We start from the raw sequence: 12,818 nt of genomic DNA, 5'->3' as shown, positions 1-12,818 counted from the left end.
TCGCCCTACCCGTCGCTCCAGCAGCCGCATTGAGCGCAGGCTGGCTGACCCTCTGGTTCATCCTGCGCGCCGTGACCGCCCTGAGATGGAAGCCTTGATCCGGAATGCCCGCCTCGCTTGGGGTGACAGAGCATCATGGAGGAATCCGACCGACGGTCAAGGACATCCATGACGAAGACAGCTGTCGAGGAACGCAACGATCCTCCCATCCCCCTGCGCGACGGGCTGGCAATCCTGCTCCCCCACGCCCGGCCCCATGTCGGAGTGATCCTGCTGGGGTTGGTGCTCGGCGTGCTCGGGACCGCCGTCACCCTTGCCACGCCCCTGGCGACGAAGCACGTGCTGGATTCGCTGGGCACCGATGTCTCCCTCAGCGGCCCCATCCTCATCCTGGTCACCCTGCTCGTCGTGGGGACGTTTGCCGGGCTGGCGCAGTCGTTCCTGTTGGGGCGGCTGGCCGAACACATCGTGCTCGATGCCCGCCGCTCCCTGATCCACCGGTTCCTGTCCTCGCGGATGGAACAGGTGCAGCGCTTCCGCACCGGAGAGCTGGTGACCCGCGTCACCAGCGACACCGTCCTGCTACGGGAGGCAGCAAGTTCCGCCATCGTGCAGTTCGTCAGCGGAGCGATCTCCCTCGTCGGAACCGTCGCCCTCATGGCCGTCCTCGACTGGCAGCTGTTCCTCACCACCCTGGCATCACTGATCGTCATCGGGGCGCTGTTCGCCATCCTGCTGCCACGGATCGGGCAGGCCGACAAACAGGCCCAGGACGCCATCGGGGACCTGGGTTCCGCCCTGGAGGGACGGCTCCGGGCGCTACGAACCGTGAAGTCCAGCCGACGCGAGGCCCGCGAGATCACCCGCGTCACCGAACAGGCCGAGAAGTCCGCCCGTCATTCCATCCGCTCCGTGTGGTACTCCGCACTCATCGGGGCCGTCGCCGGCGGCGGCACGCAACTGGCCCTCATCGTCGTCCTCGGACTGGGAACCTGGCGAGTCAGCACCGGCGACCTCGCCGTCTCGACGCTGGTCGCCTTCCTGCTCTATGCCCTCAACATCGTCGACCCGATCATCACTCTCGGCTCGGCCTTCACCTCCATGCAGTCCGGCCTCGCCGCGGCAGCCCGCATCCACGAGACCGCAGACCTGGTGCCCGAGGACACCACCGCCACCCCCGGCTCCTCCCCCGGCCCGGCCTCGCCGAATGCTCCGCTGCTCGCCCTGCGCAACGTCACCGCCCAGTACCTCGACACCCCGGCCCCGGCCCTGGCCGAGGTGAGCTTCGAGATTCCCAGGCGCGGCCACACCGCCCTCGTCGGCCCCTCCGGGGCGGGCAAGACGACGGTGTTCTCCCTGCTGCTGCGTCTCATCAACCCAACCGGCGGCCAACTCGACCTCGAGGGCCGCCCCTACGACACCCTGTCGATCGACGAGGTCCGCTCCCGATTCGCCTACGTCGAGCAGGAGACCCCCATCATCCCGGGCACCATCCGCGAGAACGTGCTGTTCCGGGCCGACAGCGCCACCGACGACGAGGCCTGGACCGCACTGGACGCGGTCCGCCTGGCCGACAAGGTGCGCGGGCTCCCGGAGGGACTCGACTCCGACGTCATGGAATCGACACTCTCAGGCGGCGAGAGGCAACGCCTCGCCGTGGCCCGAGCCCTCGTCCGAACCCCTGACGTCCTCCTCCTCGACGAGGCGACGGCACAGCTGGACGGGATCACCGAGGCCGCCATCCAGCAGGTGATCGAGAAGGTTTCCGCCACAGGTGCCGTCATCACCATCGCCCACCGCCTGTCCACGGTGCTGGGCGCCGACCAGATCATCGTCCTCGACCAAGGACACATCCGTGATCGCGGCACCCACCCGGAACTCCTGGCACGCGATGACCTCTACCGCGAGTTCATCACCGCCCTCAGGATTCACACCGAGACCGAGTAGTCCATCGATGAGAGCGGCCCCACCCGGGCCGTCACTGCGGCAAGCGCTGCAACTGTGCGGACGTTGGTCATAAGAGCGCTCTCAGTAGGAACGCGCCGCACATGTGCAGTGCCCTTCCCGTGGGCCGACGAACTCGCCACCGCGATTCGGGCGGGACGGTCGCACAGGGGACAGCCATCGCGTTCGACTCTGACATCCTGACCCGGGCTGCCGGACCGGGTTGCACCTGACACCGTGGCAGGTGCTTGACTGATTCCATGCTGTCCATCGGAGCATTTGCACAGATCGGTCAGGTCACCCACCGCCAGTTGCGGCACTGGGACGCCGCTGGCCTTCTGATCCCTGCCCACGTCGATGAATTCACCGGCCACCGTTTCTACGACCCATCTCAGCTCCACCAGTTGCACAGAATTGTCGCCCTACGTCGTTTGGACTTCAGCATCGACGACATCCAAGCCATGCTCGCCGAGGGAGTCTCCACGGCTTTCCTCACCGAACAGTTGCGGGCACGTCGCGCAGAGGTCGAGCGGCAACATCGAACAACACAGGCACGACTCATCGACGTCGAGAGACGCCTGCACCTGATCGAGACAGGAAAAATCATGTCCCCCATCGAGTACATCGAGAAACCCCTGCCAGCCCTGCGGCTTGCTGCACGCACCACGGTCCTGTCGGAGCGTCCCGACATGGCTGGTTTCGTCGGCCCGGCCTTCGACGCGATCGCCGCCGTCATCGGCGACATGCCTGGCGCTCTGGACGCTCCGGTCGCGATCTATGAACAGACAGAGAACGGCACACGGGTCACGGTCGGCTACATCTACCACGGCCCGCCTCGTGACGGGTTCGAGATCGTCGAGGTGCCTGCCGTGGAGACCGCCCTGTGCGCTGTCCACCTCGGGGGAATGGAACGGATCGGAACCAGCTGGCAGCAACTGCACTCAGCAATCCTTGAGCGAGGCTCTGCACCCACCGGAGCGTGTCGCGAAAGCTACATCCGGGCCTTCCCCGAGGACCAGACCGACTGGGTCACCGAATTGCAGCAACCAATCGAGCCACCCTCACACGAGGACCCAGCAGCCAGGTGCGCACCAGAACGACCGCAGTGATTCATCCTTCGCACGCCGTCCTGGTCACACCCCCTCACGCCACGGCAGCCGGGCCAGATCCCGGAGGGTCTCACTGAGGACCACGGGATTCATCGTGGCCGGGTCCCCGGACAGGGAGACCCCGGTGCGCCGGGCCGGTTCCCTCGGTGGCCTCAGCCCCATCACCCAGGCGTCGCAGTCGATCCCGAGCTCCACCATGCCATCGCCGACGGGACGGGTCAGCGCGACGATGCAGCCGCCGTCGCCCACCCGACGCTGCCAGCCGTGGGCCACGAGACCCTGCAGGGCCCCGACCGAGACCCACTCCCCCACCAGGTCCGGCATCTCCCGGTACACGCCACGCCCCACCTGCTCGACGAGGGTCGTGATCTCGTGGTCGGCGAGGACGGGCGCCCACCGATCCAGCTCCCCGGAGGGCAGCTCCAAGGGATGCGCCAACGCGATGGACGCCCCCGCCCCGAACGCCACGGGATCGTCGGAGACATCCACCGGCTGGAAGTCCTCATCCACGCGGAAGACGCGTTGCCCGTCCATCGACCACAGCAGCCGGTGCGCCACGCAGCGCATCACCGGATGGGCGAGGAAGACCTCCCGGAACCGCTCCGAGGGCCAGGATCTCCGGCTGCTCATGGCAGCCTCCATCCGGGCCGTCTGGATGCGGACCAGCCCGGTGAGCTGCTTCCTGAGTTCCCGAAACGTCGCCGTCGCCTCCGCCGCCCTGGCGGGATCGTCCTTGGCGCCCGCCCGGGGCAGCGACCGCAACGCCTTGCCATTGGCGTTGCTCAGCCGCGCGGTGAGGGAGTGATCGACGCGGACCCGGAACTGCCTCGGCCCGAAGTCGAGCAGCATCCCACCGTCGGCGTCGAGCCCCAGGTCGGGCACGGAGTCGTCCTCCAGTTCCACGACGCTGACCCCACGCGCCGTGGCGATCCCCTCCAGCGCCGCCGATGCCCGCTCGGTGAGGTCGTTCCAGCGTTCCTGCTGCGCCAGTTCCCCCAGCGCCATGAGCGCCCCCTTCGTGCCCAGTGCGGTGAGCGCGGCCAGCGCCTCATAGGCGGCGACGCGGTGCAGCCGACCCCGGAACCAGCGGATCGCCTTCGTCAGCGCTCGGGCGCTGGCATCCCCGCCCCTGGTCTGAGCCGTCACCACCCAGGCGTCACCCCGACCGCCGTGGGCGAGCCACTGCTCCAGCAGGTCGGCGAGGAAGGCCGCGAGGCTGGCCGGGGTGAACAGGTCGACGCTCCCACCGTCGGCGAGGAGCTGCACGGCGCGCGGCACCTCCGACATCGGCAGCACCCGCCCCGACGGCAGTACCAGTCGCGGCACCCGGTACGGGTTGAGCCAGGCGGGCACGGCGAACTCCTCCGACGGGGCGGGCAATGCCTCCCACTCCCCCGGCTCGGCATCCTCGCCGGGTTCCGGGGCGAGCAGGCGGTCGATGGCCGGATCGTCGTTGACCTCACGCAGGGCTCTCACCCAGTCGGGATGCCGCCACGCCAGGATCTGGAACAGGTCCGCGGTGCGCTGGCCTCGCCGGGAACCTGCTGCGAGCAGGGACTCCAGGGTGTCGACGGGCCACCGTCTGGCATTGCCGATGACGGCCTCCCGCACCCGGAAGTGGTCGAGATGACGCAGCATCGCATCCTGGCTGGCGCGACTCCCGATCCCGGCCAGCAGCCTCGTCGCGGCCTCGTTGCTGGAGCGGTCCGCCAACGCGGCCTCGATGTCGGCGAGCACCCCGTCGCCGTGCCAGAGATGGAGGCAGAACATGGCAGCCGCCCAGCCGCCAGCGGCATCCTGGAGGTCCCGGTCGAGCTCCCGGGGCCGGGCCCCGGGCGGGTAGGCGCCACTGTCCTCGAGGCGCTGGGCCACCTTCACGAACTTCGCGTGGGAAGGCACCGACGACGGACGGGCGAGGAGGTCAGCCATGCCCAGAAGGTATCAGCCTCGTTTACTTCATGGCCTCCGGGATGGGGGTGGTCCAGACGTCGTAGAGCTCTCCCAGGGTGAGGTCGAACAGTCCCTCGACCTCTGCCCGCGGCTCCTGGAGCACCTCGCCGATGCGGCGCAGGGGAACGTCGTGCTCCTCCGCCACGCTCATCATCCGCTCCACCGACGACTCCGGGAAGCTCACGAGGGCCCGCGACGCCGACTCGGAGAACAGCGCGACGGTGGGGTCCTCGGTGCCGAGATCCACCCGGAAGCCGTGACCGCCCTGGATGGCCGACTCGACGAGCGCCACTGCGAGGCCACCCTCACTGAGATCGTGGGCGGAGCAGATGAGCCCCTCCTGGGCCGCGAACCGCAGCACATGGGCCAGCTCCTTCTCCGCCCTGAGATCGACCTTCGGCGGCTCACCCCCGAGGTGACCGTCGTGGACGGCGTCGGCCCAGATGGAACCGGACAGCTCCTCCGAGGTGTCGCCGAGCAGCCAGATGCCGTCGCCGGGCCGGGGGAAACCGGTCCGGACCCGCTTGGCCACGTCGTCGATGACCCCCATCACCCCGATGGTGGGGGTGGGGAGGATCGGGGTGGTGCCGGTCTGGTTGTACAGCGACACGTTGCCGCCCGTGACGGGGATGCCCAGTTCCCGGCACGCGTCGACGAGGCCCTTGATCGCCTCGACGAAGCTCCACATCACCTCGGGATCCTCGGGGGAGCCGAAGTTGAGGCAGTCGGTGACGGCCACCGGTTCCGCACCGGTCGCCGCGACGTTGCGGTAGGCCTCCATGAGGGACAGCTGCGCGCCCAGGTAGGGGTTGAGGTAGGTGAACCGGGAGTTCGCATCCAGGGACAGCGCGATGCCGAGCCCCGTCTCCTCGTCGATGCGCAGCATCCCGGCGTCCTCGGGCTGCGCCAGGACGGAGTTGCCGCGGACGTAACGGTCGTACTGGTCGGTGATCCACGACTTGTCGGCGATGTTGCCGTGCGCGAGCACCGCCTTGAGCGCCGCCACGATGCCCTCAGGGCTGTTGTCGCGGGGCAGGTCCTCGGCGCGGTTCGCGTTGACCTCGTCCAACCAGGCGGGACGGTGGAACGGCCGCTCATAGGTGGGGCCGTCGTGGGCGACGGTGCGGGGGTCGACGTCGACGATGCACTCGCCGTGCCAGTGGATGACGAGACGCTCGCCGTCGGTGACCTCCCCGATGATCGTCGCAGCCACGTCCCACTTGGCGCAGATCTCCATGAAACGTTCGACATCCGACGGCTTCACCACCGCCATCATGCGCTCCTGGGACTCGCTCATGAGGATCTCCTCGGGGGCGAGGTTCGGGTCGCGCAGCGGGACGAGGTCGAGTTCGACGGACATGCCGCCGTCGCCCGCGGAGGCCAGCTCGGAGGTGGCGCAGGAGATCCCCGCCGCGCCGAAGTCCTGGATGCCCTGGATCACCCCGGCCCGGAACAGCTCGAGGGTGCACTCGATGAGCAGCTTCTCCATGAAGGGGTCGCCCACCTGGACACTCGGGCGCTTCGCGGGCCCGTCCTCGTCGAAGGTCTCGGAGGCAAGGATCGACGCGCCACCGATGCCGTCGCCGCCGGTGGCGGCCCCGAACAGGATGACCTTGTTGCCGACCCCGGACGCGAAGGCACGGTGCAGGTCCTCGTGGCGCAGCACCCCGACGCACAGCGCGTTGACCAGCGGATTCGACAGGTAGGACCGGTGGAACTGGACCTCGCCACCGATGTTGGGCAGGCCGAGGCAGTTGCCGTAGCCGCCGACCCCGGCCACCACGCCGGGAAGGACCCGGCGGGTGTCGTCGGCTTCCAACGGCCCGAAGCGCAGCGAGTCCATCACCCCGATGGGACGGGCCCCCATGGCGAGGATGTCGCGGACGATGCCGCCGACGCCCGTCGCCGCCCCTTGGTAGGGCTCGACGTAGCTGGGGTGGTTGTGGGATTCGGCCTTGAAGGTCACGGCGTAGCCCTGGCCGATGTCGACGACACCGGCGTTCTCGCCGATCCCGGCGAGCAGGGGGCCGCGTGGGGTGTCCTGGCTCAGCTCCCCGAACCGCTTGAGGTGGATCTTGGACGACTTGTAGGAGCAGTGCTCCGACCACATGACGGAGTACATCGCGAGTTCCGCCGAGGTGGGGCGGCGGCCGAGGATCTCACGGATCCGGGCGTACTCGTCGTCCTTGACCCCCAGGGCGGCATAGGGCTGCTCCAGGTCGGGGGTGTCCATTGCATGTGCCACGGTGTCTGCCACGACAGTCAATCTAACCCGCAGCGAGCGGGGATGGGTGGCGGCACCCCGAGGTGGCACGAGGATCCGGCCCGGAAAGTGGGGGTGAGAGCGCTGTCATCCGTCTGGCCGGCCCTCTCGGCTTCACGGCTTCGGAGGATTAACGTGGCAGCCACCACGATCGTCAGGAGTGAACGTGAAGGTCCGCCGCCTGTTGCCCGTCGCCCTGCTCGGGGTGTCGCTCGCCCTCACCCCGGCAGCCGCGACCGCCGCCCCACCCACGGACACCGACCACGGCGCCGCCGTCGAGGTCGCCCCGAGCGGGGGTGACGACACCTCGCTGCTGCAGCAACGGATCGACGAGGCCGCGGCCCGGGGCATCGGGGTACGATTGCGGCCCGGCGCCCGCTACATCACCTCGAAGGAACTGGTCCTACCCCCGGGGCTCAAGGCCTTCGACGGCGAGGGCGCCCTGGTCGAGGCCCACGTCGGGGTCCCCAAGGGCAGCGATGCCGCGAATGTGTTCCGGTTCAAGGCCCAGTCGAAGGGCATCATCCTCACGGAGGTGAGGATCGACCTCAAGGGTTCAGCCGCGCGGACCCGGGCGGTGCTGGCTCCGTGGGTGAGCGACACCACGATCAGCCACCTGACGATCACCAACCTGAAGTTCCGCGGAATCGACGTGGTCGCCGACGACGGACCGGTCGACAAGGTGAGCATCCACGACAACGTCGTCCACGGGGCTGCGGGCTGGGACGAGACGGAGGGGGTGGTCGGAATCGCCGTCACGAGCCATCCCGAACCTGACCCCTTCACGGGTTATCCCGCCCCGGCCTACATGCGTTTCCGGGAGACGGGAACGGTCCTTCCGCCACGCAACAAGACGTCCCGGATCACCATCGTGGACAACAAGGTGGACACGACGTACTACGGCATCTCGCTGAGCGGGGCCACTGACTGTCTCATTGCCCGCAATGTCACCACGACCAACGTGAGGAACCTGTCCATCCAGGACGGCTCCAGCCGAAACCGCGTTCGGAGCAATGACTTCCACGACAGCACGTCGGCGGCAATCCACGTGGCCTACGGCTCCTCCGACAACCTCGTCGAGCACAACAGGATCCGGACGGGACGCGGCAAGGGCGGGGAGGCGCTGCTTCAGGCCTACCACAACAGCACGGGCAACGTCTTCAAGAAGAACCGGGTCGAGGCCCACGGCAGTCGGGTCCCCCGGTGGTTCCTGTACGTCGCCACCGGCTCCCACAACACCGTCTTCCACGACAACACCCTCATCGGGAAGGCCTCCCACGCCGTCGCGGCGGCGGAGTCGATCTGGGACCAGCGCTCCGCGACCTCGGCGGGGCTCAACCCCAACCCGTACTCGTACTCGGGTCGGCCAACCATTCATCAGGGCACCGGGAAGGAGGTGCTCTTCGCGGGCGGTCATGGGGATCTGCGGGGAATCACCTTCACGGAGAACACCTTCGCCACCGAGGGCCAGCCGTTCTACCTGGGAGCCGAGGTCACCTACGGGCCTGCTGACAAGGCTCCCGCCGTCGGCAACATCGTTGACATCCACATCTCGGGGAACAAGCTGCGTTCACCGGGCCCGACCCCGATCATCGAGCACCGCGGCCAGCTCGACGGGGTGGGCCAGGCCAGCATCAGCCATCGACGGTGAGCCGCGGGGCGGCCCAGGGCCCTGAGCTGGGTTAGGCTCCGCATGTGGTGTCGTTGACCATCCTGGAGGACTGGCTGCGCCGCAACGGGCTGCCCCACATGGTGCCCGGGCGGCGTCGGCTGCGTGGCGTCATCCCCCGCACGACGGCGATCCTGGTCTCCCTGCTGACGGTGGGGATCGCCTCCCTGTGGGCGGAGGCCGCCCTCACGACCGACCATCCCATCCCCCTCAAGGAGTTGCTGGAGCATCCTCGTGTGATCATTGCCGCCGCTGGGGTGATGGGTCTGCTGCTTCTCGCCGTCCCGTTCGGGATCGTCACGGCCCGACTGCAGAGAAGACTTCCCCTGGCGGGAAGACTCATCGTCGACGTGGTCGTGTGGACCTTGTGGCTGGTCGGGTTGGCCGTCATCACGAAACTCCTGGTCCCGGCAGGTGAGCTGAAACTCACGCTGGCCCCCTCTGAGGCCGACCTGCCGTTCGAGATCACCCAGGGGTTACGGCTGCACTGGACCTTCCTCGAACGGCTGGAACTGCTCGCCGTCGCGTTCGCCCTGGCCTGGCTGGACTTCGGCGTGGTCATCGCCTGGACCACGAAACGCGCCCTTCGGGAGATCACCCGGGCCCTGCCCGCGGTGGCCCGGACCCTGCCGCTGCTGCTGCTGACCGTCCTGCTGGTCTTCTTCACCAATGAGCTCTGGCAGATCAGTGCTGCCATCAGCAAACCCCGCATGACGGCGTTGGGCTTCTTCCTCATCGGGCTGGCCCTCCTGGTGGTGCTGCCGAGCAGCATCGACATGGTCGACGACGAGGACACCGACGAGGAGCATGCCCCGCTGCTGGAGCGCACTCCCTTCGCCGGGATCCCGCCGACCCGCGAGAAGCTGCACCTCGCCGAACGGATCAACCTCGTGATGGTGGCCGTGGCGGTCCAGGCGATCCAGATCACGGTCTTCGTGCTGGCAACCTTCGCGGTGTTCGCCATCGTGGGCTCGATCACCCTCACGCCCGAGCTCATCCGGGAGTGGAGCGGACGGGAGTCGCAGCCCCTGACGATGTTGGGCATCGAGGTGGGTCTGGATCGGGCCATGTTCCGGGTGTGCCTCATCCTGGCCCTGTTCTCGGGGGTGTCCTTCGCCGCCTCCACCCTCATCGACGACCTGTACCGGCGCCTGTTCCTCTCCCGGGTGGCGAGGGAGGTGCGACGTTCCATCGCGGCGAGGCACCGCTACCGCACGGCGCTGGCCTCCCAGGACCGTGGCTTCCGCTGGCGCTCCCTGGTCATGCAGCCGACGCCGCGTCCGAAGCGCTGAACCGCGCTACTCAGGGCGTGAGAACCTCCCGGAAGGGACGCAGGGCGCGTTGATCCCGGGTGCGGTCGAGGATGGCGAAGACCACGTGGCCGAAGGCCCCGGCGAACGGACCGGCGAGGAGGTCGCGGAACGCCGTCGCCACCTCGGCGGGGTCGTTGCGGAAGACCCCGCATCCCCACGCCCCGAGCACGACGCTGTCGTGGCCGTGACGGTGGGCGATGACGAGCACCTTGCGCGCGCGTTCCCGGAGCACCTCCCGGAGGACGTCCTGTTTCCCGGGGTTGCGTTCCAGCCAGACGCCAGCGTTCGGGGCGGGGGCGGTGATGATGGCGGTGCGCCACGGCTGGTCGAGGAGCACGCCGTCGCTGTCACGGAACACCGGGACGGCGGGTGAGTAGATCATCGCGTCGCTGTAGAGCATGTCGCGGGACCGGTTGAGCTGGTACATGGTGCGTTCCCGGATGCAGGCGTAGAGGGCACTCTCCCGGGCCAGGGTCTCCTCCTGGGCCTGGGCACCGCCGAGGAACCCGCCGCCGGGGTTCTTGGCGGAGGCGAAGTTCAGGGCCACCGGATTCTCGTCGCGGAGCCGATGGGCGGCCTCGAAGGTCCCCTCTGGCGTCACCTCGATTCGCACCCGCGTCGGCGTCGGGGATGGGGTCGGGAGGTCGGCGTCGGGGCCGTACTCGACGGTGCCGGAGACGGCCCGTCGGATGTCGTCGCTGAGGTCGACCTCGACCTCGCCGGGGCTGACGTAGCTGCCGCGCTCGAGGATGGTGACGGTCTCGCGGGCCTGGGCGGCACGCAGATCACGCTTTATTGTCATTCTTACATTATAAGGGTGCCGGGCTCCGCCAGTCCACCCTCCCCGGCACAACCAGCCATGACGGCGACTCGTCACCGTGGCGATTTCCCCTGCCTTGACACGGGTTCGCCTGTCCTGGGTGGGGCTCGCCTGCCTTGACGGCGGCTCGCCTGCCCAACGAGACAGGCGAAGTGAAAGAAGGCAGGCGTTTCCGACCCAAGGCAGGCGAATCAGCGTACTGATGATGCTCTGACCCGATGGGAAGGACGGTGCGCGCGCCGTTGTTGAACCTCATCCCCCGTGAACAACGCCTAGAATCGGGGAGGCATGGAGCACAGGAGCAGGAACCAGTGTTGGGCCACCAGAGGACTGATACTGTCATCAGCGACCACCATCAGCCTGGGCGTCGCTGCCGAATGGCTTGGAACATTGGTTGATGAGAAGAGTCTGCCAGGGCACCCCGCACTCCCATGGCTGACCATTGGTTTCTTGGTGGGGCTCATCTGCACGGCGATGCTGCTTGCGGTATGGCTGGGCACCAGGAAGCCTTCACAGCCCACCTTGGAGGGTGCGCGGATGGGGGGATCGTGACGAGGATCGTCACGGTGACCTCATGGCAAGGCGGACGACGAAGAGCGCACTGGATTGTGCGTTCGAGGAGGACAACGCTGCCAGGGGGTCACCGAGGCGACCCCAGTAGATGCGCCTATCCGCGCGCCCTCTTAGGAGGATGTGAACCATGAGTCGATGGGGTCAGCGCCCACGAGCGGCTGCGACACCGCCCGCCCACGGCGAGCGCTCCCAGTTCTCAGGCTTATGGCTCGCGGTGTTGTTGATAACGGCTGCGCTCATCGTGGTGTCCATCCTCGACACCCCCACACGCGAGGCACTCCTGGAGACCTTCCGACCGTCCTCATCGACCCCGGCACCCTCTCCCTCCGCGTCGCGTCTGGAGCCCTTGGGTGAGTTCGCCACCTTCGAGCAACCGCCCCTGCCCGACTGGCTGCCAGAAACAACGATCGAGGAACTCGAGCCCGCCACATCGTTCCCGGAGGAGCTGACCCAGCACCCGCTGTTCAAGGCGGAGTACCCCGTCGCGGACTGCCCAGACATCCAGACCTTCGACGACCACGAGCAGTTCCGCCACTACACAGCAACCCTGGCCGACTGCATGCTCCAGGCATGGCGACCCCATTTCGCAACGCTGGGCCTGGAACTCGAACCGGTACAGGTGATCGCCTTCACCGGGCAGATCTCCACCCCCTGCGGCATGGAGAGCGACTGGTACCAGGTCTTCTACTGCCCGGAGAACAAGGCCATCTACCTGAGCAGCAAGAGCTTCGCACACGTGTCCCAGTTCCCCACCGACGCGGCCACGACCACCATCCACGAAACCTTCCACCACATCCAGCACCAGAGCGGCATCTCCCCGTTGACCGATCGACTTCCACGCAACGACGGGGAGATCACCCGCCGCAAGGAGCTGCAGACCATCTGCTCCGAGTCCCGACAGGCCCTCACACTGAACATCGGCTTCACCGAGGCCGATTACGAGCACCACATCCTCCCCGAGGGCCGAACCGACAGCCCCAGCCACGGTTCAAACGACTCCTACAGCTACTGGAGCAACCGAGGCTTCCACGTCACCACGATGCAGGGCTGCAACACCTGGATCGTCCCCGCCGACATGGTGGACTGAGAGGTCGTTTCACAACTGTTCGAAGCCCGGAAAACCCGCCACCGTGACCCTCCCGAGGAATGATCCGCGGGGTCATGGTGGGCCTGGTTT

Annotated in this window: 8 protein-coding genes; 5 read left to right on the top strand and 3 right to left on the bottom strand. The window is 67.8% G+C overall.

Translation table 11 applies throughout. The annotated features are described in order from the left end of the window. The first annotated feature begins 168 nt into the window (after window positions 1-168). Both EII35_RS14750 and EII35_RS14745 read left to right on the top strand, forming a co-directional pair. Entirely contained in the window at window positions 169-1,947 is a 1,779-nt protein-coding gene (locus tag EII35_RS14750; protein ID WP_125229226.1) for an ABC transporter ATP-binding protein, read from the top strand. Between the two features lie 257 nt (window positions 1,948-2,204). Then, on the top strand, window positions 2,205-3,053 hold the full coding sequence (locus tag EII35_RS14745) for a MerR family transcriptional regulator (RefSeq protein ID WP_125229225.1): 849 nt from the start codon (window positions 2,205-2,207) through the stop codon (window positions 3,051-3,053). Window positions 3,054-3,077: 24 nt separating this feature from the next. Here the strand turns inward: EII35_RS14745 and EII35_RS14740 are convergent, their stop codons facing one another. Next, a complete protein-coding gene (locus EII35_RS14740) occupies window positions 3,078-4,982 on the bottom strand; it encodes a DUF4132 domain-containing protein (RefSeq protein WP_125229224.1) in 1,905 nt (634 codons plus the stop codon). Window positions 4,983-5,004: 22 nt separating this feature from the next. Further along, the gene (gene purL, locus EII35_RS14735; protein WP_125229223.1) at window positions 5,005-7,260 is read right to left on the bottom strand and encodes a phosphoribosylformylglycinamidine synthase subunit PurL; all 2,256 of its coding nucleotides are present in this window, start codon (window positions 7,258-7,260) and stop codon (window positions 5,005-5,007) included. A gap of 172 nt (window positions 7,261-7,432) precedes the next feature. Between purL and EII35_RS14730 the strand changes: the two genes are divergently transcribed. Further along, a complete protein-coding gene (locus EII35_RS14730; RefSeq protein WP_125229222.1) occupies window positions 7,433-8,917 on the top strand; it encodes a right-handed parallel beta-helix repeat-containing protein in 1,485 nt (494 codons plus the stop codon). A 44-nt stretch (window positions 8,918-8,961) separates the two neighbouring features. Beyond that, the gene (locus tag EII35_RS14725) at window positions 8,962-10,227 is read left to right on the top strand and encodes a hypothetical protein (protein WP_185744380.1); all 1,266 of its coding nucleotides are present in this window, start codon (window positions 8,962-8,964) and stop codon (window positions 10,225-10,227) included. Window positions 10,228-10,237: 10 nt separating this feature from the next. Here the strand turns inward: EII35_RS14725 and EII35_RS14720 are convergent, their stop codons facing one another. Beyond that, window positions 10,238-11,050, bottom strand: coding sequence for a TIGR02452 family protein (locus EII35_RS14720; protein WP_185744379.1), 813 nt, complete (start codon window positions 11,048-11,050; stop codon window positions 10,238-10,240). 718 nt (window positions 11,051-11,768) lie between these two features. Here EII35_RS14720 and EII35_RS14715 point away from each other — a divergent pair. After that, window positions 11,769-12,728, top strand: a complete 960-nt coding sequence (locus tag EII35_RS14715) for a neutral zinc metallopeptidase (RefSeq protein WP_125229220.1) — start codon at window positions 11,769-11,771, stop codon at window positions 12,726-12,728. Window positions 12,729-12,818: the final 90 nt, after the last annotated feature.

It is taken from the genome of Arachnia propionica (genome assembly GCF_003932785.1).
Lineage (GTDB): Bacteria > Actinomycetota > Actinomycetes > Propionibacteriales > Propionibacteriaceae > Arachnia > Arachnia propionica_B.
This window is presented reverse-complemented; position numbering and strand designations above follow the sequence as displayed.

Coding starts and splice junctions, on each gene's coding strand:
- EII35_RS14740 (WP_125229224.1), bottom strand. CDS start 4,982: ATGGCTGACCTCCTCGCCCGTCCGTCGTCGGTGCCTTCCCACGCGAAG.
- EII35_RS14720 (WP_185744379.1), bottom strand. CDS start 11,050: ATGACAATAAAGCGTGATCTGCGTGCCGCCCAGGCCCGCGAGACCGTC.
- EII35_RS14715 (WP_125229220.1), top strand. CDS start 11,769: ATGAGTCGATGGGGTCAGCGCCCACGAGCGGCTGCGACACCGCCCGCC.
- EII35_RS14745 (WP_125229225.1), top strand. CDS start 2,205: ATGCTGTCCATCGGAGCATTTGCACAGATCGGTCAGGTCACCCACCGC.
- EII35_RS14750 (WP_125229226.1), top strand. CDS start 169: ATGACGAAGACAGCTGTCGAGGAACGCAACGATCCTCCCATCCCCCTG.